Genomic DNA, 25,393 nt, shown 5'->3' on the forward strand with positions numbered 1-25,393 from the left:
GATTGTGTTTACGTTAATCATCAGCTTTTCTGGTGTGCCGGTAACAAGGGCAAGGTAAGGGAAAACGTTTATAAGGATGCCATTCTTTTTAAAATTTCTCAGATGGAATACCCTCTTGTTATAAAAGATACTACAGGCTTGAGTTCCTATGGAATGGAAGTGTGCAGGACTTTTGAAGAAGCAAAAGCTTTTTTATGTTCAAAGAGAAATAATTCTGACAGGGTTGTAGAGCACTTAATAGAAGGAAGGCAGCTGGGGGCAGAAGTATATTGCTGTGACGGAAAGATGACTTTTTTTAGTCCCCTGGAATTTTCTGTAAACAAATATGGTATTACAAGTCCAAAGCTTAGTATAAAAAAAGGTCCTGTTAATAGAAAAGATTTTTGTCTTGAAGCGCTTGAAGCCTGCTTAAAAAAGATTGCGGAAGCTTTTAAATTTAACGGGGTCTTTCAGGTTGATCTGGTTTTTGCAGAAGGCAAATGGTATGTAATAGAAATCAATCCCCGGCTCAGCGGAATGTCCTGGACTTATAGTGCGGCTTTGGGAAAGTCTCCGGTGGAGCTTCTTTTAGAAAATGCCCTGGGGCTTCTTGATGTAAGGGATATGGAATACACGATAAACTTTAAGCTGCCTTTGCAGGAGATAAGTATTCTTGAAGATATTTATCGTGAAGAGGGTGTGCGTTTTGTTCATCAGGTAGAAAATCTTGCTGCAAGACAGGAAAGGGAAAAGGGATATCTTGAAGTTGTTCTTTGTGGTAAAAGTCTTGAATTTATAGAAAATAAATATAAACTTCTCAAAGAAAGATTTGATAAGGCGGTTGAAGATGAATCTTTATGATTACTGGAAGGGAGAATATTTTGACAGGGACAAAAGCGGTTATAAGTGGAATACCGACAGCTATCATAAAATTCTTTGTTCCCGGGTTCCTGATTTTCTTAAGGATTACATTCAGCTTCCTCTTGTTCAGCGTTTAAGTGGAATCGGACTTTTGTGCGGAACAGACTGGACAAAACTTTTTAGAAACAGATTTTTTTATTCCCGCCTGGATCATTCAATAGGTACGGCTTTAATTGCATGGAATTTTTCCAGGAGTAAAAAACAGGCTATAGCGGCCCTGCTTCATGATGTATCAACTCCTGCTTTTTCTCATGTTTCTGATTTTAGGAATGGAGATGCCCTTCTTCAGGAATCTACGGAAGACCTTAACATTCAGATGATAAATGAAAATGCTTTTCTTAAGGAACTTCTTGAACGTGACGGCTATAATCTTCAGGAAGTAAATGATTACCACAAGTATCCGATTGATGACAACAAGTGTCCGGGGCTTAGTGCAGATCGTCTTGAGTATATGTTTCCAAGCGGAGCTGCCCTTAATGAAGTCTGGACTATGGAAGAAATAAAAGAAACTTATAAAGATGTTGCAGTACTTCGTAATGAAAAACTTCTGCCTGAACTTGGTTTTAAAACAGAAAGCATTGCCCTGGATTATCTAAAGAAGTTTACGGATGTAAGTCTTATTTTGCAGCATAACGAAGACAAGGCAGCCATGCAGTTAATGGCAGATGTAATGACAGTTGCCCTTAAGGAAAATATTATTCATGAGCTGGATCTTTATCTTCAGAGTGAAAGTGAGCTTATAGAATTTTTTGATGACTATGCAGTAAAAAATCCTTCTGTAGAATTTACCCGCCTTTATTTAACGTTTAGAAATATGGACAGGGTTATCCATTCTGAAGAAAGGATGGATGACTGCTGGTGTGTTAGTCTTGATGTAAAAAAGAGGTATGTGGATCCTCTTGTTCAGGTAGAGATGAACCGCTTTGAAAGAATATCAAAAATCAATGAAGAGGCTGATAAGGTAATTAAAGATTTTCTTTCTTATAAAGACAGTCTCTGGGGCTGTGTTCCCTATTATAAATAAGCGGCTTTAATCTGAGGAAAATATGCAGGGACATAAATCAAAGCGTATTGTTTTTGTAGGCAGTGATACAAAACTTCTCAAGGAATGGGCAAAGGAAAATGAGACGGAAGTAGTGTCTTCCCTTTCTTTTTTATTTTCCATGGGAACAAGATTTATGCCGGACCTGATTGTTTTTCTTAAGGTAAAGGATGCAGAGCTGAGGGAGCTTCGTAAGAATGAAGCTTTTAAGAAAACTGTAGTTCTTATTGTTCAGGAAAATTTTAAGGACGAAAATAATTTTAATTCCATTTCTGACTTCCCCCGGGTTTTGATTTGTAATGAAGAACTGGCTTTAGAAAAATCTTTTTATGACAGTCTTATGGAAATTATAGAAGGTAAAAAAAAGATGCTGCCGGTAAAAACAGCTTCCATCGTAAAATATACAATTCTTTTTATAAATAAAAATTATTCAAAAAAGCTTACCAGAAAAAATCTTGCTGATCAGGTTGGTGTTACAGATGATTATTTAAGCAGGGTTTTTAACCAGGAGATGGGGATTCCCCTCTGGTCTTATCTTAATCTTCTTCGTCTTAATGCAGCCAGGGAATTACTGGAACAGACTGGTATTTCCGTAAAACAGGTTTCCAGTCAGTGCGGTTTTGAATCTTCTTCTTATTTTACAAACTGTTTTACAAAAAAATACGGCATGTCTCCTTCTCAGGTCCGTGAGTGATAAAGGCTTCGTGAGTGATTACAGGTCATCAGGTGATTACAGGTTCGTGAGTGACTTAATAGACTTTTAAAATAAAGGCATGATATACTTTTTTTTATGAAGAATACAAAGAATAATGAACTTGCGGTTTGTGGTTTTGCCGCTGTTAAACTTTTGGAAAAAACTAATTACCACAGAATCAGGAGACTTTATTTTTCTGAAGAAAGGGCTCCTCTTTTTGGTGGTCTTTGTAAAAAACTCTCTGCAGATAAAAAGCCCTACAATAAAGTAAAGGATATAGTTGAACTTGAAAAACTTTGTGGCAGTGTTCATCATCAGGGTGTTGTTGCCATGATAGAGGCTCCGGAAATTCTTTCCCTTAATTCAGATATTACAGCCAAATGGATTCGTAATAATGAAAGCGCCCTTCTTCTGGACAGGGTTGGGAACGCAAACAATCTTGGTGCCATTGTCAGAAGTGCAGCTTTTTTTGGAATAAAAAATATTGTCATTCCTCTTGATGAAGCTCAGTCTTCCATTACAACCAGTTCCTATCGTGTTGCGGAAGGTGGAATGGAATTTGTAAATATTTATTCCATTAAATCCATTCCGGCCCTGCTTAAAGATATGGAAGGAAAAATGGTTCGTATTGGAACTTCCCTTGATGCAAAAAAATCTTCTGCTGATATTAAAAATCTCTGTGGCTCAAAAAATGCAATTGTAGTTCTTGGTAACGAAGAGCATGGTATCAGTGACCAAGTAAAGGAGAATTGTGATCATCTTGTTATTATTCCTTTCTCTGGAATGGAAGCCGGTAGTGATGGTCCAAAAGTTGACAGCCTTAATGTTGCTCAGGCAGCTTCTATAATTATGTACGAAATGAGGAAGTAGTTTATGGTAAAAAAGATTCTTTCTCTTTTAGCTTTTTCTTTATTTTCCCTTTCTTTTTTAACGGCTGAGATTCCTTTTGAAAAGGATGCCCTTGCTGACGGTCTTATTTTAGGCGGTGGTGCTGCAGTTTTTGCAGGGGGCATGCTTATGGATGAGTATGTAGACTTTGACTACCCGGAAAATCTTGATAAGGATGATGTTAATGTTTTTGACAGCTGGTGCATTCAGGATTTTGACAAAGCTTTTGGTTATGCCGGAAATATTTCTTATGGAGCCGGTGTCCTGCTTTTTCCGGAAATACTTTTTTCTGCTTCCTATCTGAATGATTCAATTAAGGGACAGGAACTTGTAACAATTGGTCTTATGTATGTAGAAAGTTTTTTATATACAAAAGGAACCATAAACATTATTAAGAATATTGTTCAGCGTCCAAGACCTTACTCTTATTACGGTGATGTGGATTATTTTGATGAATCCGTAAAAGACCGTTACTGTTCTTTTCCAAGTGGTCATACATCTGATGCATTTATGAGTGCAGCTTTTACCACTTATGTTTTTCATGAATGTTTTCCGGATTCTAAATGGTGTCTTCCTGTAGGAATTGCTTCTTATACAATTGCAACTTCAACTGCTGCCTTCAGGATGATGAGCGGTAATCATTTCTTTACGGATGTTCTGGCTGCCGCTGGTATTGGAACTTTTTATGGTCTTGGAATTCCTTATCTTCATAAGGTGATTTATAAAAAGAAGACTGCTGAATCCCAGAGGGCAAAATTTGAAGTGACACCCCTTCCTTCCGGATTTAATTTTACCCTGAGGTTTTAGAAAATATTTTAATTCTTACTGGATGAATCTGTAGTCTCTAAAATAGATTCCCCGGATTTTTCCAAGTACAAGATTTTCGTTTATAAGCTGGAAAAGTTCTGTTTTAACAAGGACTTCTCCTTTTTCATTTAATTCTTCTATTGTAAAGTCTTTAAAGTAATCAGCTATGAGGTTTTCAAGCATAAGTTCCTTGTTGGAAATTTCTTCAAATAATTCTCCATCTTTTTTTTCATAAGAGAACCAGGGAGAAACTACAACAAGGGCTCCGATTTTATTGTCACTGTCACTTTTACATCTTACCCTTATCTGTCCAAAATCAGTAAAGGCATTAAGCTTGCTTGATTCAGGTCTTTTAAGAACCTGGGCTGGGGTAGGGTCTTCTTTTCTAAGGTTCTGGCCCGGTGTGTATTTTCCTGAAGCCAGGGCAAAGGCTGTTACAAATATAATTATTAAAAGTATTGAGGCAATTATTGCTGTAAGTATTTTTGTTGATTTTTCCCATTCAGAAAAGTTTATCTTCATTTTATCTTCCTGTTTTTAGTCAAAAATATAATCCTGAACAAGGGCAAGGGTTCTTGTTGAAGCTTTACCTTCGCTGTTAATTGTTCCAGGAATTCTTGCTGTGATTTTAATTGTGTTTGCAAGCCATTCTTCTTTTTCTATTGTACCGTTTTTGCGGCAGAGTTCCACAAGGTCACTTCTGTTGATTGGGAAAATAAAGTCCCTTAAAGTGCCAAGGAGGTTTTCTGTTATGCACATAAGAAGTTCTTCAAAGCCTTCCTGAGTTTTTGCACTTACCTTTATTGCTTCTGGAAATTCGGAAGCAAGCATTGCAAGACGGGAAGGGTCTTCCTTTACAGAATCTATTTTGTTAAGAAGGATTTTCTGAGGGATATGATCTGCATGGATTTCTTTAAGAACCTTCTGTACCTGCTGATACTGGAAGATGCAGTTTTCATCAGAGGCGTCAACTGTTATAAGAAGAAGGTCGGACAGGGCTGTTTCTTCCAGTGTGGATTTAAAGGCATCTATAAGGGTGTGGGGCAGGTTTGAAATAAAACCTACTGTGTCTGTAAGAAGGACAGTGGAAGCTTCACTTAAAGAAAGTTTTCTTGTGGTAGGATCCAGGGTTGCAAAAAGTTCGTTTTCTACAAATACATCAGCTCCAGTTAAGGCATTAAGGAGACTGGATTTTCCTGCATTGGTATAACCTACAAGGGAGCAGCTGAATGTAGAAGTTCTTTCCCTTTGTTTACGCTGAATGTTTCTGTTTATCTGAACCTGTTCAAGTTCTTTTTTTATCTGAAGGATTTTGTCTTCTATCTGGCGGCGGTCAAGTTCAGCCTGAGTTTCTCCGCTTCCTTTTGAACCATAGTTGCCACCTCTCTGACGGGCCATGTCTCCATACATGTGACTGAGTCTTGGCAGGGAGTAGGTAAGTTTTGCCAGGTTTACCTGAAGAAGGGCTTCTTTGGTCTGGGCTCTCTGGGCGAATATTCTGATAATAACTTCGTTTCTGTCAAAAACAGGTTTTGTAACAAGGCGTTCCCAGTTGCGCTGTTTGGAAGGATCTATTTCCCAGTCAAAAATAATGCAGTCTGCCTCTGAATCCTTGGAGCGGTCTGCAATTTCCTGAGCCTTTCCGCTTCCTATTCCATAGGTAGGGGTTGGTTCAATGCGGTTAAGGACAATTACATCTGCAATTTCCATGCCTAAGGTTTTTACAAGCCCCATGAGTTCTGCTGGCTGGGGATTTTCTGCTTTTTTATTTGGAGCGCCTACCAGAAGGCAGCGTACTTTCTTTTCTTCTTCAAGTTTTACTTCAACCATAGTTACAAGAATACAGAAAATAAAATCCTCTTTCAATTGAAGAGAGTGCATTAAATAAGGTAAAAAACGTAATAAGCGTAGAAAAAAAAATTCAAAAACATTAAAATCCTTATACTATGGAAAACTCAAAAAGAACCGTTACCTGTGGTCAGTTAACAGCCGCAGATGTTGGTAAAAATGTAGTATTGAATGGTTGGGTCAGCCGCTCCCGTGATCTGGGAGGACTCTGTTTTATTAGCCTCCGTGACCGTTATGGAATTACTCAGGTTGTAGTTGGTGATAAAGCTTCTGATGATGTTAAGAAAACAGCTGCTTCACTGAAGAGCGAATATTGTATTGCCGTTAAAGGTGTAGTTGCTGCACGTTCTGAAAAAGACGTAAACAAGGATATGGCTACTGGTGCTATAGAAGTAGAAGCCGAAGAAATTGAAATCTTTACAACTTCTCAGGAACTTCCTTTCTCTATTGAAGAAGTACGCCAGAAGGACGGAAGTCTTGTTCTTGCAAATGAAGATCTCCGCCTTAAGTACCGCTATCTTGATCTTCGCCGTGCTCCAATGCAGCACAATATTATCCTTCGTTCTCAGGTTGCTTTTGCTACACGTGAATATCTTACTTCTCAGGGCTTCCTGGAAATCGAAACACCTACATTCATTAAGTCTACACCGGAAGGAGCCCGTGACTATCTGGTTCCAAGCCGTGTTCATCCTGGAAAATTCTATTCACTTCCACAGAGCCCTCAGCTTTACAAACAGCTGCTTATGGTTTCTGGTTTTGACAAGTATTTTCAGATTGCAAGATGTTACCGTGACGAAGATGCCCGCGGAGACCGTCAGCCTGAATTTACTCAGATAGATATGGAAATGTCTTTTACAAACCGTGAAGAAGTTCTTACTACAACTGAAGGCATGATGCAGTACATCTTTAAGAAGACTCTTAATTATGAACTTCCTGCAAAATTTGACCGTATCAGCTGGGATGATGCTTTTGATCTTTACGGAAGTGATAAGCCTGATTTACGTTTTGACCTTAAGATGCAGGATGCTGCATTTATGGCTTCTATTTCTGATTTTGGTGCATTTAAAGCCGGTGCTGCAAATGCAGATAAAAATATTGAACGTCATAAGAGAAGCGGACTTAAGGCTCTTGTAGTAAAGAATGTTGCAGATAAATATTCCCGCAAGATGATTGAAGCCCTTGAAGATGTTGCAAAGCGCAATCACGCTAAGGGACTTGCCTGGATGAAGGTTAATGCAGAGGGAACTTTTGAAGGCGGTATTTCAAAATTCTATGCCGGAAAAGAAAGTGAAATCTGTTCTAAACTTGGTGCAGAAAAGAATGACCTTCTTCTCTTTGTAAGTGATGAAAAATGGCAGGTTGCCTGTGTTGCCCTTGGTGCAGTACGCAAGCAGCTGGGTAAGGACCTTAATCTTTATAATCCTGCAGATGAATTCCATTTTGCATGGATCATCGACTTCCCTTACTTTGCATGGAACGAAGAAGAAAACCACTGGGAAACAGAACATCATATGTTTACCCTTCCACAGAAAAAATACTGGGATACTCTTGAATCAGATCCAGGTGCCGTTAAGGGTGATCTTTATGACCTGGTACTTAATGGTTATGAACTGGCTTCCGGTTCTATGCGTATTAATGACCCTGCACTTCAGCAGAGAATCTTTAAGATTGTGGGCTATACAAATGAACGTGCAGAAAAGGCATTCGGCTTCCTTGTACAGGCATTTAAGTTTGGTGCACCTCCTCATGGTGGTATTGCTCCTGGACTTGACCGCCTTATCATGCTTATGTGTCATGAAGAATCAATTCACGAAGTAATTGCCTTCCCTAAGAATAACCTTGCTGCATCTCCAATGGATGAATGTCCTTCTCCTGTTGATGAACAGCAGCTTAAGGATCTTCACATTAACTGTTATGATGTTGAAGAATAGGAAAAAAATTAAAGGAAAGCTTCTTTAAAACAAGAAGGCCGCTGAACTTTTTATAAGAAAGCTCAGCGGCCTTTTTTATTGAGGGTTTATTACAAAACCCTCAAAACGGCGAAGTCAAGGCTTTAAGCGTGAGCGTGCCTTGACTCGACGTATAAGTGCCGGTCAGAAAATGTTAGCCGGCAGGTCATTCAATTATATAAACTTTTTGATTTCTACTGTGTGGAGCATTTTGTTTTTGTAAGCGATGATGTAGTTTCCAAACATTGCTGTAATTGCATCAATACCGGCAGCATAGCAGCATACTACTGGTGCTGTTTCTTTAAGAAGAAGATAGCCGGCAGAAAAACCGCTGCCTTTCATTGCACAGAGAATTGTAATTGCAAAGAAAGCTCCTCCTGTTGGAAGCTGGGCAAGTACAAAGGAAAGAAGGAAGGCACTGGCTCCAATCCAGAGAACATCTGCAAAAGGAATTCCGTAACTGCCAGAATAGAATCTGTTAATCTGAATAAAGCAGATTGTTGTTATAAGGGCAGAACCACCTCTTGAAAGAATGGAGAACATAGGAAAAGAAAAACGAGCCAGTTCATTTTTGATTCCAAGACTTTCCCTTCCGTGACGCATGTTTACTGCATAAGAGATGTTTGAGTCTCCTGTAATAAAGGCTGTAAAGAAAGGAGCTATACAGGAATAAAGAACTTTAAGGATGCGGGCTTCCGGACAGGTAATCTTAAGTGTAAGAGGAAAGATTACAAAAGTAAGGATAAGAAGGTCCACTGTAAGCATTTTTATCAGGGACTTAAAGATTCCGGAATTCCACAAAGGAATGAAATTTAAAACCCAGCGGCACATAAGGGCAATCATTCCTATAGAAAATACTTCCGTAAAGAATTTAAGTATGGTCCAGCAGATTTCTGCTAGGGAATTAATAAGGGATACGGCAGCCTTTGAATCATTTTTTTCTGCAGCAGCTGCAAATCCTGCAAAGCCGGCAAAAACAAAGGCAGGTAAAAGATAGGCATCTTCAAGAATTGCAGCGAAACCTGAATAAGGGAAAAGTTTAAGAATAAAATCCTGCAGGTTAAGGCTGGAAATTTCCGTAGAGTTTTCTATAGACATAGGAATTTTCGGCAGGTGAACCATAAGGGCCGAAATAAGTCCGAATATTGTAAGAAGAAGGGATGCAGCTACAATAACACCGGCTGTCCATAAAAAAGTCCTGAGCAGGCGTTTTTCGTCCCTGAGGGTAAACCAGGCAGAAGTTGCCGTAAAGAAAAGCAGTGGAAGTACAATGTAACGTCCAAAATGAATAAAAAGGTCACTGCAGAAGTTAAGCAGTGTAAGGGAAGTGTCGCTTTTAAATGGAAAAATCACTGTAAGCAGGATGCCGATGATAATTCCGATTATGTATTTCATCCATATTTTCATGGGCAAAATTATACTAAGTTTCTCTACTGTTTGCAAATAAAGGTTGCTGTGGTATACTGAATCATTATGAGTAAAACAGTTCTTATTGCAGGTAAAAATTCAGGGGATATTGACAGATTCAGTGACGGTCTTCTTTCTTTTTCACGTCAGGTTGTAGAGACTGACGCCATCAGCTTTCCGGAAGTAAAGACAGGACGTAAGACTATAGCAGAAAAAAAAGCAGAGCTGGCAGCTTTTGAAGAAGAAAAAGAAATTCAGTCTCAGAGTGGAATCTGTACTTTTGAATGGAATAAGGCATCGGCTTTAAGTGCAAGAAACCTTGTTCTTCAGGCAGAGAACTTTTTTGAAAGGGTTGATGAAGCTGTTCTTTATTTTGATGAAGAATTCTATGCATCTTCTGCAGAAAAAATGGATGCTGCAGAAATTTCAAGAACCTGTGATGAACTGATTCTTGGCTTTGAGTATCTTGCAACAGAGATTCTTTCACGCTTTGAAAGAAAATATGAAGACAAGCCTTTTTCCCTGGTATTTCTTTTAAAGGAAGGTCCTAATCTTCTTGATGTTTTAAGGTCACCAGCAATTAAAAACGGAACTGTTGCCATTGCTTCTCCTTTAGTAGCCGCAGCTGCTGCAGCATTTACAAGTTTTGCAGAAAATATTGCAGCTCTTTATGGTGATGAATCTTATGTAAATATTGTTCTTGTAAGGGGAGACGCTTCTATGGAAGAAGCAAAGAAGGATGACAGTCTGGCAAAGTGGCTGGCTCCTTTCCTTGATTCCCTGGATGAACTTAAATCCAAGCTTACTGCAAAAAAATCAGCTGTCTGGATTAAGCCGGGCAGCAAAAAGGCTGGCGGTGGTTTCAGCCTCTTTAGAAAATAGGAGGAAAGCCTTGTTTTTTGACTGGCCTTACATTCTGGAATGTTCAATTAAAATAGTACTCAGTTCTGTTTTTGGCTTTGTACTTGGAATAGAAAGAAAACGCCGCAAGCAGGTAATAGGTACAAGAACCCTTATACTTATTTGTGTTTCTTCCTGTCTTCTGGCTATTCTTTCCGGCTACACAGCTACAGGGGAAGATTCTTCCCGAATATCTGCCCAGGTTGTAAGCGGAGTTGGTTTTCTTGGTGGTGGTGCCATTATGAGGCAGGGACTTAACATAAAGGGTCTTACTTCTGCCGGTGTAATCTGGACAGCTGCAGCTCTTGGTCTTTCTTTAGGAAGCGGCCTTTACATTCAGTCAGCACTCGTTCTTGTAGTTGTTGTATTTCTTCTTGTTGCCCTTGAAAAGGTTGAAGGAAGAATGTTTCCTGCTGCCCGTAACAAGACCATTCACCTGTCTTTTGAAAATCAGATTCCAGACCTTAAGAAAATAAAGGAAATACTTAAGAAGTATAAGTTTGGTGTCCGTGACATCGACCTGAATAAAAATCTTACTACAAATATAACTGAACTTTTATATTCAGTAATTGTTCCTGTGGATTATGATATTGTTTCACTTGTTGAGGAATTGAATAAAATCGGGGATTTACTGGAGTTTTCAATAAGTGATTAAAAATGTATAATTACAGATTATGGTAAATCCCGAAAATCCTCTCATCGTACAGTCAGATAAAACTCTCCTTCTTGATGTTCATGCAAGTCTGGCAGAGGAATGCCGCAACGCCCTTATCCCTTTTGCAGAATTAATAAGGTCTCCTGAGCATCTTCATACATATCAGCTTTCTCCTCTTTCTTTGTGGAATGCAGCAAGCGCCGGTTTTACATGGAAGGATGCAGTGAATGTCCTTAAAAAATATGCCCGCTATGATGTTCCTGAATCTGTAGCAGTATGGATAGAAGAAACTTCTTCAAGGTTCGGCAAGCTTCGTCTTGTTCAGGGGCCTGTGGTTACGGAAAATTCAATAGATACGGAATATCTTTTTCTTGTTACTGATTCACCTTATGTTCATAAAGAACTTATGGTTCACCCTGTTATTAAAAAGCATCTGGTTCCCTACGAATTTACTTCTGCTGGAGAAAATCAGAAGTATGCAGAAGGACTTACTGAAAACGAAAAAAAGTTCTGCTTTATTCTTCCTGTAACAGACAGGGGAACTGTAAAACAAAATCTTCTTCAGATTGGATGGCCTGTAAAAGACGAGGTTCCTCTTCTGGAAGGCAGTCCTCTTGATATAGTTTTAAAAGAAGAAAGTGCTGCAGGTAAAAAGTTTCAGGTCAGGGATTATCAGAAAAAAGCAGCAGATGCCCTTTTAGGAAGCGGTGGTCCAGGTACAGGTTACGGTACAATTGTACTTCCATGTGGTGCCGGAAAAACTGTGGTCGGCATGGAAATCATGTCCCGCATAAAAAATAATACCCTTATCCTTACTACAAATATTTCCGCAGTTCATCAGTGGATAAATGAACTTATAGATAAGACAAATTTAAGCCCGGATGATATTGCTGAATACACCGGCGAGAATAAAACCATTAAGCCTGTAACGGTTGCTACTTATCAGATTCTTACCTGGAGACCTGACAAGGTTGGTCCTTATCCTCACTTTTCTCTTTTCAGGCAGAATAACTGGGGTCTGGTTATTTATGACGAAGTGCACATGCTGCCAGCTCCTGTATTCCGTGTTGTTGCGGAACTTCAGGCTGTTCATCGTGTAGGACTTACGGCAACTCTTGTCCGTGAAGACGGTTGTGAAGGTTATGTTTTTTCTCTTGTAGGACCAAAGCGCTATGACGTTCCATGGAAGGAACTGGAAAAAAGTGACTGGATTGCACATGCTGAATGTGTTGAAGTTCGTCTGGATCTGCCGGAAGAAAGTCTTTTAAAATATTCAGCTGCAACTCAAAGGGAAAAGTTTAAGATATCCAGCCTCAATCCCCTTAAGTATCAGGTGGTAAAGGATCTGGTAGAAAAATATCCTGAAGATAAAATTCTTGTAATCGGTCAGTATCTTGATCAGCTTGGAGAAATTGCCAAACTTTTAAATGCTCCTATTATTACAGGAAAAACTCCTAATGGAGAAAGGGATACCATATATGCAGATTTCCGTTCTTCAAAAATCAGGGTGCTTGTGGTAAGTAAGGTTGCAAACTTTGCCATTGACCTTCCTGATGCCAGCCTTGCAATTCAGGTAAGCGGAACTTTTGGTTCCCGCCAGGAAGAGGCACAGAGACTTGGAAGAATTTTAAGGCCTAAGGAAAGGACTTCCAGATTTTTTACTTTGATTACAAGAAATACCGTGGAAGAAGATTTTGGTAATAACCGCCAGAAGTTTCTTGCGGAACAGGGATACAGTTACAGGATTATCCGTTATTCAGATTCATCAGATCTTGAACAGCTGGATGAAGCACCTCTGCTTGGATGGAGTTAAACATGGTAATCGATGAAAAAGTAAAGAACATTATGGAATGGCAGGATGCCCTTACTTCTTACAGCGATGATTATTTTTTTGAGATTGTACGTATTTATCTTGGTGCAGTCCGTACTCCATTTAATAAACAGAATATTGTAAAACAGATTGCAAATGTCCTTAGACAGGAAGAAAGTAAAAAGATACTTTTGTCTTATCTTACGGAAGAGGATGTTAAAATCCTTACTGCCATTAAAATCATTCCTGATTGTACTGCAAAAAAACTTTACTTATTTTTTAACAGTGAATCTGTTTACGAAAAACTTGCAAATCTTGAAGACCGCCTTATTGTTTATCATATAAAGAGTTCAAGGGACGAAAGTGTTCTTCTTAAAATTAATCCAATGATTAAAGATGAAATTGAACCTTATCTTGGAAGCGGTATACTTTTTAAAAATGCAGATAATGTAGAAAAGCAGGATTCTTCATTTACCGTAACAAAAGAATTTATTGCAGCCCTTCTGTCTTATGCAGCAGATCATGGGGATTGTTTTAAAAATGACGGAACATTTAAAAAGAAAAATCAGGCAGACATTATAGAAATCTTTGGAGAAGAAAAACTTACAGCAGTAAAAGTAATCTTTGATGCCTTAAAAAATATGAGCATTCTTTATGAATCAGAAAAAGGTTACGAAATTGAATGGGGTCGTATGGAATCTTTGTGTGACAGGGATTTCTTTGATATCCTCTGTTACATTTGCGTAAGTGCTGCTGTAAAATTTGCCAGGTCCAATTTAATTTTATATGCAGAGCTTTTAAAAAATATTCTCCTTCAGTTAAAGGGAAAGTTTTATACCAGTGATGAAATTCTTCAGCTTGCCTATCTTTTAAAAGAAGGCAGGGGGTCTGATAATTATACTACGGGAAGATTTTCTTCCATGATGGCAAAAGTTTTTGAAACTGCAGAATCTTCCGGACAGATTATAGAAAGCATTCTTGATAAAGCTCTTGATGCAGGTCTTTTAGTTTCTGCCCGTGATACGGAAAACGGAAAGGAAGTTTTTTCTTCTGTCTGTGATGCAATTGATTCAGGTTGTGAATGTAAGGCTATAAATCTTACTCCTGCAGGTGGTGTGAATCTTATGCCTGGCCTCAATCTTTTTAGTCTTGTTCAGCTTGCAAAGTTTATGCAGATTATTCGTTTTGATACAGTATCTTCTTTTGAAGTAAACAGACGTACTGCAGTAAGGGCCTTTAACCAGGGAATGTCCGTTACAAAAATCTGTGAGCTTATATCTTCCTTTAGTATGTATGACGTTCCCCAAAATCTTCTTCTTAATCTGAATGAATGGAATGACAGCTTTTCTTCTACTGAGTCATATTTTGGTTTTATTCTTAAAGTGAATGACAAGCAGCAGCAGATTCAGATAGAAAAAAATCCTGTTCTTGCTTCTCATATTTTAAAATTACTTGCTCCAGGTTTATATCTTTTTGATTTTGAAGACAGGCTTGAAGCACAGTCTTTTATAGATAAATCAGGTTTAGATTTTATTGGAGAAATAAAAAATTCAAATAAGGAAGCCGTTAAACTTGTACTTCAGAAGCTTTATGCAGATAAAAGTCAGCTTTGCAGTTCTTCTCCTGTACAAAGAAGTCCTGATGAAGAAAGCTTAAAGAGCGGGGATAATTTTAAGAAGTTCCTTATTGGACAATTAAAAAAGCATGAACTTACTCAGGAACAGTATGATGGCCTTGAAGACAGAATCAGGCGTAACCTTATAATAAGTCCGGAGCAGTTAAGGGCAGAAAGTGTTCGCTTTGAAATAACCGAAGCTACGGCAATGGATCATACCGGTAAGATTCACGTAATAGAATCTGCCATGAATAACAATGATCTTCTTTTAATAAGTCTTCGCAGTAACGAAAAAATTCTGGGACAGATTCGTTCTTTTAATAAAAAGTATGATGAAGCAAGCGTAAGGATTTTTATAGAAAAACTTAACGTTGAACAGGATATTTATATTAAAAACATTATGCACGTAAAAAGATTGCGTAATCCTTCTGTATTTGTTTCTAAAGCAAGTGACAGATGGTAAGTGGGAGTAAAAATGGAAAAAACAAAAATTTGTCTGACCCTTACAGGTTCAACTATTGCACAGAATCTTGAGCTGATAGAAAAATACAGAAACTATATAGACATTGCAGAGTTAAGGGTTGATCTTCTTGAAGATGATGAAAGATTAAGAATAAGAGAGTTTCCTTCACTGGCAGGGATTCCCTGTCTCTTAACTATCCGCAGGGAAATTGACGGCGGTCAGTATAGGGATGGAGAAGGATCAAGGGCAACTTTATTTGCCATGGCACTTTCTTTTGCCGAGGAATCAAAGGGGAAGAATTTTGAGTATGTAGATTTTGAAGAAGACTTCAGGGTATCAAGCCTTCAGGATGCGGCCCTTGCTTTTGGAATTAAAATTATCCGCAGCGTTCACAGTATGCATTCACCAATTAAAAATCTTAAGGAAAGACTTTCTTCTTTGTGTACAACAGGATTTGAAATTCCTAAGATTGCCCTTATGCCAAAAAACCTTGATGATGTAAGGGAAGTTTACGAAACTGCAGCATCATTAAAAGATAATAATCATATCCTTCTTGCCATGGGTCCTTTAGGTGTTCCTACAAGACTCCTTGGTAACAAAATGAAGAATTATCTTACTTATGTTTCTGCCCCGGATTTAAATTCAAATATTTCAAATCTTGCTCATCTTGATCCTGTTACTGTAAATGATGTTTATCACATTAAGGATGTAGATGAAGATACAAAACTTTATGGAATTACAGGATGGCCTTTAGTTGCAACTTCAAGCCCGGCCCTTCACAATCAGGGGTATCAGGCAAAAAAGATGAATGCAATCTACATTCCATTTAAGTCAGAAAAATTTGATGAAGCCCTTCGCTTTGCAGATGCACTTTCTATAGATGGATTTTCTGTAACAATTCCTCATAAAGAAACAGCTGCCATGAATGCTGATTTTATTGATGACAAAGTCCGGGATATCGGGGCAAGCAATACCCTTGTTAAATCTCATGGCAAATGGAATGCATACAATACAGACTGCACAGGTTTTTCAAGAGCCCTTCTTGAGTTTACAGGACTAAAAAATCTCCGTCATAAAAAAGTTGCCATTATTGGTGCCGGTGGTGCCGCTAAGGGTATTGCCTGGGCTGTAAAAAATCTTCATGGCAGTGCCTGTGTATTTAACCGTACTATTGGAAAAGCCAAAATGCTTGCAGAACGTTACGGTTTTGAATATGCTTCATTAGGTCCGGAATCGGCAGATAAATTAAGAAAGTACAGCAACATAATCATTCAGACAACTTCCAAGGGAATGAATTCTACGGAAGCTGCCAGCGAATCAAATGATCCGATTTACTTTTATAATTTTACAGGTATGGAAATTCTTTATGACATTGTTTATGTACCTGCAGTAACTCCTGTAATGGAGAGGGCATCCCAGGCTGGATGTAAAGTTTGTAACGGCTATAATATGCTTAAATATCAGGGCTATGAACAGTTCGAATTATTTACGGGGGAGAAGTACGATGGCGCTCAGTCAAAGTGAACAGAAAGTGCTGGCTGCAAAAACAGCAGTAGACACTTTAATCAGTGAAGGACTTATTTTCAGCGGAATGAAAATAGGACTTGGGACAGGAAGTACAGCAATGCCTGCAGTTAAAAGACTTGCAGAAAGAATTGCTGATGGAACTCTTAAAGACATTAAGGCAGTTGCAACAAGTTTTCAGACCAGCCTTGCCTGTGAAGATTTAGGAATTCCGGTTTACACACTTAATGACCGTACAATTGGTGGTCAGCTTGATCTTGCCATAGACGGAGCAGACGAAGTTTCTCCTGAAAAAACTCTTATTAAAGGCGGCGGAGCTGCTTTGCTTAGAGAAAAAATTATTGCATATAATTCAAAACATTTTGCCATTGTTGCAGATGAATCAAAAAAATGTGATGGTCATGGAACAGGTTTTGCCCTTCCTGTAGAAATCATTGGCGAAGCAAGGGTTCCTGTAATTAAGGCTCTTGAAAAAACTGGTGCTGAATGCGTTCTTCGTGAAGGTGTAAAAAAAGCCGGTCCTGTAATTACTGACAATGGTAATATGATTATCGACTGCCGCTGGAAGAATAAAGTTGATGCAGCAAAACTGGAAGATGAGATTAACGACATTACCGGTGTTGTTGAATGTGGTTTCTTTACAAAAAATGTACCAACTGTTTTTATCGCCCACAGCGATGGCAGTGTAGAAAGAATGTAAGAAATAAAAACTTATAAATAAAAAAGCCCTGCATTAGAAAGTGACATTAAAGTGCACTTAAAATGCAGGGCATTTTTTTAGTCAGGTATTAATTACTGAACAACTTCTTTTTTAAGTGTTTCGCCATTTACTACAAGGGAAACAGTTGATCCTTTTTTTACTTCATAAGGAATTGTTACAAGCTTACCCGGATGATTGAATTCTATGATTACAGATTCAATTCCGTCTGAATCAAGGCATTCCAGTTTCATAGGAACAGGGAATGGATATTCAGGGAGCTGAATTGTAAAGATGCCGCAGCTTGTAGTATCTTTTTCGTTCTTTGCCTTAAATGAAATGTCAGCCTTAACTCTTGAGTAAGGAGCTGCTCTTTCTACGTTATCAGAATATTCAACCTTAAACTTCTTTCCGTAAGTGTAGGTATTTGTAAGGTCAAATACCAGTTTAGAATCCTTCATAATAGTAAGAAGCTGATCTAAAGTTTTTCCTTCAAGGGATGGAACTGATACAAGCTGTTTTTCGTTGCCGGCACTTACGATAAAAGTAAGATCAACCGGGTCAATGATTGTTGTTCCTGCTTCCGGATACTGGGCAAGAATTGTTCCTGCATTGTTTTCGCTGGTCAGGTAAACAGGTTTCTTAACCTTAATAAGAGGAACTTCTCCTGCGTAGTGAAGGTCGATTTTATTTACTGCATCATTATAATTGCTGCCTGTATAATCAGGAATTGAATCCAGCGCAAGGCCCCTGCTAACTGTAAGGGTTACCCTTCTGTAGGCTTTTACGATTGAACCTTCAACAGGATCCTGGGCAATGATTTTTCCTTCATCACCTTCATTTTCTGAATCACGGAACTGGATTTTTCCGTAAAGTTCTTTCTGTTCAAGTTCAAAGAGACCTGTGTAAATATTTTTTCCTGTTACATCAGGTACCATGACTTTTTCTTCGCCCTGTACGTTGGCAAAAAAGATTGCAATGGCTGCAGCAAACATAAGTATGATTGAGCCCACAACTGTAATGATAAGAACTTTTCCTGAGCTTTCAATAGTTTCTGCCTGTTTCTCGATGAATACACGAAGTGTTTTTTTTGATTTGAAAAATTCCAAAGGGTTTTTGAGTTTCATTTACTGTCTCCGCTTTTTATTCAAGAACTGTACCAATAAAATTTCTGGCACCGTTCATAAATGATTTATAGTCCATGGCTTTTTTACTCTGCCACTGTAATTCCGTAACGATAAGGACACCGTCTCCTGTCTGAATAAGAATGCCTCTCTGTTTGTTATAGGCAAGAACTGTACCCGGAACAGCTGCTGTGTTCTGAGGAAAGTTTGCATCCTGAATTGCTACTTTTACTGCTGCTGCTGCCTTTAAGATTCTAAGCTGCTGGCCATTGGTTTCTGTATAGCATCCCGGCCATGGTGTATAAGCCCTGATCTGTGCATCTATCTTTAATGCAGAATCCTTCCAGTTAATTTTTCCGTCAAACTTTCTTATCATTGCACAGTAACTTGGAATACCGGTCTGCTTCCAGCTTGGAGGAAGAATACCTGTTTTTGCAGTTTCACGAAGAATATTTGTAATGGCTGTTCCACCATAAAGGGCTGCATTTTTTAAAAGCATGCCTGCTGTTTCTGTTCCTGCAAGGGAAGTTTTCTGCTGATAAAGCAGGTCTCCTTCATCAATTTCCTGAGACATTTTCTGTACACTGAATCCTGTTTCTGCATCCTGATTAAGAATGCAGGCAGGCACCGGAGTAGCTCCCCTGTATTTAGGAAGGAGGGAAGGGTGAAGGTTAATTCCTCCCAGCCTGAAGATGGAAAAGAATTTTGGACCTACAATATGACCATAAGCAAAGCATACAAAAATATCAGGCTTAAGCTGAGCAATCTGTTCTCTTTCTGCCTGACCTATATGCTCTGGTGTAAAAATCTGAATGTTATCTTCACGGGCTTCATTCCAGATGCGGGTATAAGTTTCTACTTCTGTCGGAATAAGTTCCTTATGACGTCCGTGGGAAGAAGGAGGATTTGTAAGTACGCCTACAACTTTATATTCATGTTCGGGAATACTGCCAGACATAACGCTGTCTTTAAGTATAAGCTCAAGAGTCTTAGCTGAATCTGCAGGACTTCCACCATAAATTACTCTTAGCATTTATTTTCCTTTTTTATTTTTAGCTGCAATCTTTGCTTCTATGCTTGCTTTTTTTGCAGCCCTGGCAGCGGCTTTAGCAGCAGCTTTTTCTGCTCTCTTTTTGAATTTAGCTATAATTTCTTTTTTAAACTCTTCATCACCACGGTCAATGTAAAGAACTCCGTTAAGGTGATCGTTTTCGTGCTGAATGATTCTTGCAAGAAGACCATCTGCATCTTCTATTGTAAAGCGCTTTCCATTTTCGTTAAGGGCTGTTACTGAAACTTTTACAGGGCGTACAATTGATTCTGATTCACCTGGGATAGAGAGACAGCCTTCTTCATAAGCTACTGTTTCTGCAGAAGTTTTTGTGATTTCCGGATTAATAAAAACTCTTTTTACATCATCATCTGACATAAGAACGAAAAATCTTTTTGCAATACCAACCTGAGGTGCTGCAAGTCCGACTCCGTTTGCACTGATCATGGTATCAAACATTTCATTAAGAGTATTTCTAAAGTTGTCATCAATTTCTTCCGGCTTAACAGGTTCACATGTAAGGCTTAAAACTTCTTCACCGATTTTACATATTCTCATTTTTATTCTCCCAAATTACTTGAGTTACTTATTTTGTAAGACGAAGTCTGGCTGCTTTTGCATGAGCGGCAAGACCTTCTGCATCACCAAGGAAACCTGCAGCTGTTGCACTGGCAAGAGTTCCCTTTTCTCCGGCTCTTGTTTTCAAAGTTGTTACTGTTTTAAGGAAGACCCTTACGCTTAAGCCGCCTGTAAATCTTGCACTTCCTGATGTAGGCAGTGTGTGGTTAAGGCCTGCTGCGTAATCCCCGAATACTTCTGCTGAACCGTGGCCAATAAAAAGTGAACCATAGTTGTGTACCAGGGATTCAATTTTATCACGGCTGCTTCCTGCTTCCATGGCAAGTTCCAGGTGTTCCGGAGCTTTTTTGTTGGCAATTTCTGCAGCTTCTTCCAGGTCTTTTGTTATAATGATTCTTCCGCAGTTAGCAATACTCTGGGAAGCTGTTTCTTTTGTGCTTAAAGTCTGGAGCTGAAGTTCAATTTCTTCTGCAACCTTTTCTGCAAGTTTCTGGTCAGGAGTTGCAAGTACAGGCTGGGCAACAATATCATGTTCTGCCTGAGCAAGAAGGTCTGCTGCAACCCATTCAGGATTTGCACTTGAATCTGCAATGATGAATACTTCTGTAGGACCTGCAACCATGTCTATGCCAACAGTTCCGTAAACAAGTTTTTTTGCCTCTGCTACGAATTTGTTTCCTGGTCCGACAATAACATCTGTTTTAGGAATGCTTTCTGTACCAAAGGCCATAGCTCCTACAGCCTGAGCGCCGCCACATGCAAATGCTTTTGTTACTCCGCAGATGTATGCTGCAGCCATAATGTTTTCATCAGCATAGGCTTTGCTGGAACCATCAGGATTTTTTCTTGGAGGAGTGCAGAGAATTATTTCTTTTACACCTGCAGCAAGGGCTGGTGTTACGGTCATAATTACTGTACTTACAAGAGGGAATCTTCCTGCAGGAACATAAACTCCTGCAATGTCTACAGGAATATTTTTCTGGCCTGTAATAATGCCAGGTTCAAGTTCTATTTCAAAGTCATCAAAGGATTCCTTCTGTTTTTTTGCAAACCTTAAGGCCAGGTCCCTTGAATAACAGAGGGATTTATAAAGATCAGGATTGTTTTTTTCCAGTTTTTCTGCAGCAGCTTTAAGTGTCTCCTGGGGAATTTCAAAATTATCCGGAGTAGCTGCGTCAAACTTCTGGCTGTATTCACGGAGGGCTTTATCCTTTCTTGTCTGTACGTCTTTAAGAATGTCACGTACAGTCTGGATTGAGTCACCAAAATCTCTTCCGTTAAAGAAACTTTCTTCTATTTCATTACTTTTCTGAATCTTAATCATAAAGCAAAGTGTAGCATATTTGAAGAAAATTGAAAACAAGGGCAGTCCGGTGTGTTTGTGAACAGGGCATTGGGGCTGTTATCAGAGGCTGTTACAGGAGGAAGCTGCGGGGCGGGGGATTTTTTAAGGGACGGAGTGAATTTTAAGGAGCAGGGAAAAAGGCATAAAAAAACCGCCCTGTTATCAGGACGGCTTATGACCTTATGTTTAAGTAAGGCTTTTATTACTCTGCAGTAAAGTAAACTCCGTTTCCATCACCATAAACTGCTGATGATGTAGCTGGTTTAAGGCTTGAAGCGATTTCGTCAGCCATTTCGCCTGCTTTCTTAAGGTCCGGGCTGTCTGCATTAAGACCAAGCTGCTGAATGTAAGCTGCTGCCTGCTGCTGCCAGAGTTCCTTTTCGCATGCATAAACCTGAACTACAGTGTAGTTTTCTGTTGTTTTATCGTTTTTCTTGTCTGTAACGCGCTGAAGAAGCCAGTAGTCACCAACTTTCTGGAATCCAGTAAACTTAGCTTCTGTTGCAGTTGCAGTAAGCTGTTTCTGTGTGTCTTCGTTTGTAGAAAGAGCACCAGAGAAGCGCTGGTCAACACCGTTGTTAAGTGTCTGTGCAATCTGAACCATGTAGTTTGCTGTTACGCTGCTTTCAAGAAGCTTAAGGTCACGGTCACTTTTCTTTGCACGTGAACCGCTAACTACAACATAGTATTTGTCCTTAAGTTTGCTTGCAAGTTCTCCGTTTTCAAGTGAATCGTAATCAGAAGCAAGGGCATCATAAACCCATACTGGTGGATCACGGTTAACTACGGCACCCTGCCAGTCAATAGTTTCTCTGGTTACTGAAGAACCAGTTGAAAGAGATTTGTCAGATGTTTCTTCTGTAGAAGCACAACCAGTAAGATAAGCTCCGGCAGAGAGAATTACAGCTGCTAAAAACAAATTTGTCTTTTTCATTATTATTCCTCCAAAAATATATTCTTTAAATCTTTAACAAAATCATACCTTAAAAGATACGTAAAAACAAGAATAAATTTTATTTCTCGGGGAATAGGGATTATAATTACTACATATATGAAGACTTTTAGAAAAATATTCGTGTTTTTATTGTTTTACACAGTAATGCAGGGCTCTTTTTGTGAAGGCAGTCTTTTTTTTAATAACTACGTCCCTACCAGCTGGAATTCTGAAGACGGACTTCCGGGAAACTCCGTAACTGATATTGTCCAGGATACAAAAGGCTACATTTATATAGGAACTTATGAAGGCCTGGGGCGGTTTGACGGTATTGAATTTGAAATCATCAACAGAAATTACGATAAAAAATACAACTTTGTAAGTGCCAGGTCTCTTTTTATTGATTCCAGGGGAAATTTGTGGAATGGTTCCAACGATGAGGGAATTTTCTGCATAGCTCCGGATGACAGTGTAAAAAGTTATTCAGTTCAGGACGGCCTGCCTAATAATTCCATAAGGGATATCTGCCAGGATAATGAAGGCAATATCTGGGTAGGAACTTCTTCAGGAATTGCCATAATCAACAGTGAAGGTAAGGTTCTTATTCCTGAGGGAATTGAAGCACTTGGGGAAGAAAACAATATTCTCGTAAAAAATATGTTCTGTGACTCTGCCGGAAGAATCTGGATTTGTACAGGTCAGGAAAAAAGGCTTTATCTTTATTCAGAAAGGCGTTTTACAGTTTATGAAGGTATTCACAGTTTTGAGAATCCTGTGGTTACTTATGTTACTCAGGATTCCAGCGGAACCTTCTGGTTTGGAATCAGTCCTTATTATGTTTTAAAAAAGAATAATGATGAAGAAGTTATTTATGCTATAGGTGGAAGCAGTCAGAAAGGAACTATTGTCAGCTGTATCTTTCAGGATTCAGACGGTAACATGTGGTTTTCTACAGATACGGGCCTGGCTGTTTTATCTGATGGAGAGATTTCTTATTTTACAGAAGCCCAGGGACTTATAGATGACAAGGTTATCAGAATTATTGAAGACCGGGAGAGTAATATCTGGCTTGGTACGGACAGAGGTGGACTTGAAAAATTAAGTCAGAGCCAGTTCCGGGTAATCCGCACTAATGAAACAATTAATGCCGTAGCAGAAGATACTTTTAGAAAAGTAACCTGGCTGGCAGGAGACAAGGGCTTACGCTGTTATGACCAGAAAAAATTTGTAAGCAATGCCCTTACCCGCTATTGTGAAAATATCAGGATTCGTGATGTTAATGTAACGGAAGAGGGAGATGTAATTGTAAGTTCCTATGCAAGTCTGGGAGTAATAAAGTATTCCCCTGACGGAAGTCTTGTAAGCTGGAAGGAAGAAGACGGCCTTACCGGTAACAGGACCAGGGTCACCCTGCTTCATTCAGACGGGGACCTTTATGTGGCAACGACCAATGGCCTTAACATAATTAAGGGTAACGCTGCCGACGGAAAAATCATTAATATTGATAAGAATGCCGGGCTGGATTCAGATTTTATCATGGCCCTTTATGAAGATAAAAATCATGATGTCTGGTGCGGAACAGATGGGGGCGGTATTTTTATAATTGATTCAGAAAGTTTTGAGATAAAACAGAAGATTACAACAAATGATGGCCTTATAGGAAACATCATCTTTAAAATATCAGAACCTGTTGAGAATCAGATATGGGTTTGTACCGGTACAGGCTTGAGCATTATAAGTGGCAGCCGGGATCAAATGGAATTTCATAATTTTGATTCTTCAAATGGTCTTGGTACTGACGGTGTATTCCAGGCTTTAATGGATTATACGCAAACAGTCTGGTTTACCAGTAACAAGGGAATCTTTTCCGTTCATTTAAGGGATTTTGAAAACTGTCTTTCCGGAAAAAGTTCTTCCATCTTCTCAAAGTTTTATGGCCGTTCAGATGGAATTGCTACAGCAGGTGTTACTTCTACTTCCAAATCTGCAAAGGATTCATTTGGTCGACTCTGGTTTACCCTTGTAGACGGAGTTGCATTTTATGATCCTGTCCGGGGCAAGCTTAATACAAAGGCACCTATAGTTCAGATTCAGGAAATAAGTGTAGATGATGAAAGCTACGTTTATGATGGCAAGCCTGTTGTAATAGGTCCGGATATAAAACGTCTCAGCATTAAATTTACAGGCTTAAGTTTTATTTCTTCTGAGCAGGTAAAATTCAGTTATATGCTTGAAGGTTATGATTCAAAATTTTCTGAATGGACAAGCCAGAGAATTGTTTCTTATACAAACCTTCCTCATGGTGAATATAAGTTTTCCGTAATTGCCATGACCAGGGATGAAGTAAAGAGCCAGCCTTCTACTATGGTTACTGTAATAAAGGAACCTTATTTGTGGGACCTTACCTGGTTCAGGCTTTTAGTTGCAGGAATTATAATAATGATTCTTCTTTCCCTGGTAGTTTACAGGTACAGGGAATTTATCAGGGAACAGAAAAAGAATAAGGAATTTACAAGTCAGGTAATTTCTGCCCTGGTTGTTGCTATTGATGCAAAGGATCAGTATACCAACGGCCACTCAAATCGTGTTTCTAAATATGCAGTAATGATTGCCCGTAAAGCCGGTAAATCAGAAGATGAACTTGAAAGAATTTTTTATGCCGGTCTTCTTCATGATGTAGGAAAGATTGGAATTCCTGATTCAATTATTTCCAAGCCGGATAAACTTACAGATGAAGAATTTAAAATCATAAAGACTCATGCTGTAATCGGTAGTGATATTCTTAAATCCATTACTGCTGTACCTGAAGTTGTTGTTGGGGCAAGGTGGCACCATGAACGCTGGGACGGAAAGGGGTATCCTGATGGTCTAAAAGAAACAAAGATTCCAGAGGTTGCAAGAATTATCGGTGTAGCAGATGCTTATGATGCAATGACTTCTGACAGAAGTTACCGCCGTCATCTTACTCAGGATGTTGTCCGTGAACAGATAGAAAAGGGTAAGGGGTCTCAGTTTGATCCATTTTTTGCAGATATCATGCTTTCTATAATAGATTCAGATACAGATTTTAAACTTCACGAGTAGGACAAAAAAATACCCCCGCTTTTGAAAGGCTCTTTATTATAGATGCCTTTTACAGACGGGGGTTATTATTTAAGAAA

Annotated in this window: 21 protein-coding genes; 13 read left to right on the plus strand and 8 right to left on the minus strand. The window is 39.0% G+C overall.

Annotation, left to right across the window (positions count from 1 at the left end; all coding sequences use genetic code 11):
- The 5 genes from K6D58_RS03935 to K6D58_RS03955 form a co-directional block, all read left to right on the plus strand.
- A partial coding sequence (locus K6D58_RS03935) for an ATP-grasp domain-containing protein (protein WP_296827845.1) occupies positions 1-840 on the plus strand: 840 nt, incomplete at its 5' end.
- On the plus strand, positions 827-1,924 hold the full coding sequence (locus tag K6D58_RS03940) for an HD domain-containing protein (protein WP_296827846.1): 1,098 nt from the start codon (positions 827-829) through the stop codon (positions 1,922-1,924). The genes K6D58_RS03935 and K6D58_RS03940, both read left to right, overlap by 14 nt.
- A gap of 22 nt (positions 1,925-1,946) precedes the next feature.
- Positions 1,947-2,636 carry a helix-turn-helix transcriptional regulator gene (locus K6D58_RS03945; protein WP_296827849.1) on the plus strand — a complete coding sequence of 230 codons (690 nt, stop codon included), beginning with the start codon at positions 1,947-1,949 and terminating at the stop codon, positions 2,634-2,636.
- A gap of 96 nt (positions 2,637-2,732) precedes the next feature.
- Positions 2,733-3,506: a TrmH family RNA methyltransferase gene (locus K6D58_RS03950; protein ID WP_296827852.1), complete on the plus strand. Its 774-nt coding sequence runs from the start codon at positions 2,733-2,735 to the stop codon at positions 3,504-3,506.
- 3 nt (positions 3,507-3,509) lie between these two features.
- A complete protein-coding gene (locus K6D58_RS03955) occupies positions 3,510-4,331 on the plus strand; it encodes a phosphatase PAP2 family protein (RefSeq protein ID WP_296827854.1) in 822 nt (273 codons plus the stop codon).
- A 15-nt stretch (positions 4,332-4,346) separates the two neighbouring features.
- Here K6D58_RS03955 and K6D58_RS03960 read toward each other — a convergent pair whose 3' ends face one another.
- Both K6D58_RS03960 and hflX read right to left on the minus strand, forming a co-directional pair.
- Positions 4,347-4,853 (minus strand): flagellar basal body-associated FliL family protein, encoded by a 507-nt coding sequence (locus tag K6D58_RS03960; protein WP_296827857.1) that lies wholly within the window; start codon positions 4,851-4,853, stop codon positions 4,347-4,349.
- 15 nt (positions 4,854-4,868) lie between these two features.
- Entirely contained in the window at positions 4,869-6,161 is a 1,293-nt protein-coding gene (gene hflX / locus K6D58_RS03965) for a GTPase HflX (RefSeq protein ID WP_296827859.1), read from the minus strand.
- A gap of 116 nt (positions 6,162-6,277) precedes the next feature.
- Here hflX and aspS point away from each other — a divergent pair, with 116 nt between their 5' ends.
- Entirely contained in the window at positions 6,278-8,110 is a 1,833-nt protein-coding gene (aspS, locus tag K6D58_RS03970) for an aspartate--tRNA ligase (RefSeq protein ID WP_296827861.1), read from the plus strand.
- Positions 8,111-8,302: 192 nt separating this feature from the next.
- Here aspS and K6D58_RS03975 read toward each other — a convergent pair whose 3' ends face one another.
- A complete protein-coding gene (locus K6D58_RS03975; RefSeq protein ID WP_296827863.1) occupies positions 8,303-9,535 on the minus strand; it encodes a cation:dicarboxylate symporter family transporter in 1,233 nt (410 codons plus the stop codon).
- Between the two features lie 66 nt (positions 9,536-9,601).
- Here K6D58_RS03975 and K6D58_RS03980 point away from each other — a divergent pair, with 66 nt between their 5' ends.
- From K6D58_RS03980 to rpiA, 6 genes are read left to right on the plus strand one after another with little or no spacing between them, the layout of a single operon-like run.
- Entirely contained in the window at positions 9,602-10,417 is an 816-nt protein-coding gene (locus tag K6D58_RS03980) for a hypothetical protein (protein WP_296827866.1), read from the plus strand.
- Positions 10,418-10,427: 10 nt separating this feature from the next.
- Positions 10,428-11,090: an MgtC/SapB family protein gene (locus tag K6D58_RS03985; protein WP_296827869.1), complete on the plus strand. Its 663-nt coding sequence runs from the start codon at positions 10,428-10,430 to the stop codon at positions 11,088-11,090.
- Between the two features lie 19 nt (positions 11,091-11,109).
- Positions 11,110-12,903, plus strand: coding sequence for a DNA repair helicase XPB (locus K6D58_RS03990; protein ID WP_296827872.1), 1,794 nt, complete (start codon positions 11,110-11,112; stop codon positions 12,901-12,903).
- A gap of 2 nt (positions 12,904-12,905) precedes the next feature.
- On the plus strand, positions 12,906-14,978 hold the full coding sequence (locus tag K6D58_RS03995; protein WP_296827874.1) for an LSm family protein: 2,073 nt from the start codon (positions 12,906-12,908) through the stop codon (positions 14,976-14,978).
- Positions 14,979-14,990: 12 nt separating this feature from the next.
- Positions 14,991-16,502: a type I 3-dehydroquinate dehydratase gene (locus K6D58_RS04000; RefSeq protein WP_296827876.1), complete on the plus strand. Its 1,512-nt coding sequence runs from the start codon at positions 14,991-14,993 to the stop codon at positions 16,500-16,502.
- Positions 16,483-17,202 (plus strand): ribose-5-phosphate isomerase RpiA, encoded by a 720-nt coding sequence (gene rpiA, locus K6D58_RS04005; RefSeq protein WP_296827878.1) that lies wholly within the window; start codon positions 16,483-16,485, stop codon positions 17,200-17,202. The genes K6D58_RS04000 and rpiA overlap by 20 nt, the downstream gene beginning before the upstream one ends.
- Positions 17,203-17,294: 92 nt before the next feature.
- On the opposite strand, the gene K6D58_RS04010 is transcribed toward rpiA, so the two are convergent.
- The 5 genes from K6D58_RS04010 to K6D58_RS04030 all read right to left on the minus strand — a co-directional run bounded on the left by K6D58_RS04010 (position 17,295) and on the right by K6D58_RS04030 (position 22,232).
- On the minus strand, positions 17,295-18,326 hold the full coding sequence (locus K6D58_RS04010) for a PASTA domain-containing protein (RefSeq protein WP_296827880.1): 1,032 nt from the start codon (positions 18,324-18,326) through the stop codon (positions 17,295-17,297).
- A 16-nt stretch (positions 18,327-18,342) separates the two neighbouring features.
- Positions 18,343-19,356 carry a methionyl-tRNA formyltransferase gene (fmt, locus tag K6D58_RS04015; RefSeq protein WP_296827882.1) on the minus strand — a complete coding sequence of 338 codons (1,014 nt, stop codon included), beginning with the start codon at positions 19,354-19,356 and terminating at the stop codon, positions 18,343-18,345.
- Positions 19,357-19,932, minus strand: a complete 576-nt coding sequence (gene def, locus K6D58_RS04020) for a peptide deformylase (protein ID WP_296827884.1) — start codon at positions 19,930-19,932, stop codon at positions 19,357-19,359.
- Between the two features lie 28 nt (positions 19,933-19,960).
- Positions 19,961-21,277, minus strand: a complete 1,317-nt coding sequence (gene hisD, locus K6D58_RS04025) for a histidinol dehydrogenase (RefSeq protein ID WP_296827886.1) — start codon at positions 21,275-21,277, stop codon at positions 19,961-19,963.
- A 223-nt stretch (positions 21,278-21,500) separates the two neighbouring features.
- A complete protein-coding gene (locus tag K6D58_RS04030) occupies positions 21,501-22,232 on the minus strand; it encodes a hypothetical protein (RefSeq protein WP_296827888.1) in 732 nt (243 codons plus the stop codon).
- Positions 22,233-22,349: 117 nt separating this feature from the next.
- Here K6D58_RS04030 and K6D58_RS04035 point away from each other — a divergent pair, with 117 nt between their 5' ends.
- A complete protein-coding gene (locus K6D58_RS04035; RefSeq protein WP_296827890.1) occupies positions 22,350-25,316 on the plus strand; it encodes a two-component regulator propeller domain-containing protein in 2,967 nt (988 codons plus the stop codon).
- The last annotated feature ends 77 nt before the right edge of the window (positions 25,317-25,393 follow it).

The organism is Treponema sp., from assembly GCF_024696245.1.
Taxonomy (GTDB): Bacteria; Spirochaetota; Spirochaetia; order Treponematales; family Treponemataceae; genus Treponema_D.

Excerpts from the sequence above, each read along its gene's own strand:
- K6D58_RS03940 (WP_296827846.1), top strand. The coding sequence starts at position 827 with ATGAATCTTTATGATTACTGGAAGGGAGAATATTTTGACAGGGACAAA.
- K6D58_RS03945 (WP_296827849.1), top strand. The coding sequence starts at position 1,947 with ATGCAGGGACATAAATCAAAGCGTATTGTTTTTGTAGGCAGTGATACA.
- K6D58_RS03950 (WP_296827852.1), top strand. The coding sequence starts at position 2,733 with ATGAAGAATACAAAGAATAATGAACTTGCGGTTTGTGGTTTTGCCGCT.
- K6D58_RS03955 (WP_296827854.1), top strand. The coding sequence starts at position 3,510 with ATGGTAAAAAAGATTCTTTCTCTTTTAGCTTTTTCTTTATTTTCCCTT.
- K6D58_RS03960 (WP_296827857.1), bottom strand. The coding sequence starts at position 4,853 with ATGAAGATAAACTTTTCTGAATGGGAAAAATCAACAAAAATACTTACA.
- hflX (WP_296827859.1), bottom strand. The coding sequence starts at position 6,161 with ATGGTTGAAGTAAAACTTGAAGAAGAAAAGAAAGTACGCTGCCTTCTG.
- aspS (WP_296827861.1), top strand. The coding sequence starts at position 6,278 with ATGGAAAACTCAAAAAGAACCGTTACCTGTGGTCAGTTAACAGCCGCA.
- K6D58_RS03975 (WP_296827863.1), bottom strand. The coding sequence starts at position 9,535 with ATGAAAATATGGATGAAATACATAATCGGAATTATCATCGGCATCCTG.
- K6D58_RS03980 (WP_296827866.1), top strand. The coding sequence starts at position 9,602 with ATGAGTAAAACAGTTCTTATTGCAGGTAAAAATTCAGGGGATATTGAC.
- K6D58_RS03990 (WP_296827872.1), top strand. The coding sequence starts at position 11,110 with ATGGTAAATCCCGAAAATCCTCTCATCGTACAGTCAGATAAAACTCTC.
- K6D58_RS03995 (WP_296827874.1), top strand. The coding sequence starts at position 12,906 with ATGGTAATCGATGAAAAAGTAAAGAACATTATGGAATGGCAGGATGCC.
- K6D58_RS04000 (WP_296827876.1), top strand. The coding sequence starts at position 14,991 with ATGGAAAAAACAAAAATTTGTCTGACCCTTACAGGTTCAACTATTGCA.
- rpiA (WP_296827878.1), top strand. The coding sequence starts at position 16,483 with ATGGCGCTCAGTCAAAGTGAACAGAAAGTGCTGGCTGCAAAAACAGCA.
- K6D58_RS04010 (WP_296827880.1), bottom strand. The coding sequence starts at position 18,326 with ATGAAACTCAAAAACCCTTTGGAATTTTTCAAATCAAAAAAAACACTT.
- fmt (WP_296827882.1), bottom strand. The coding sequence starts at position 19,356 with ATGCTAAGAGTAATTTATGGTGGAAGTCCTGCAGATTCAGCTAAGACT.
- def (WP_296827884.1), bottom strand. The coding sequence starts at position 19,932 with ATGAGAATATGTAAAATCGGTGAAGAAGTTTTAAGCCTTACATGTGAA.
- hisD (WP_296827886.1), bottom strand. The coding sequence starts at position 21,277 with ATGATTAAGATTCAGAAAAGTAATGAAATAGAAGAAAGTTTCTTTAAC.
- K6D58_RS04030 (WP_296827888.1), bottom strand. The coding sequence starts at position 22,232 with ATGAAAAAGACAAATTTGTTTTTAGCAGCTGTAATTCTCTCTGCCGGA.
- K6D58_RS04035 (WP_296827890.1), top strand. The coding sequence starts at position 22,350 with ATGAAGACTTTTAGAAAAATATTCGTGTTTTTATTGTTTTACACAGTA.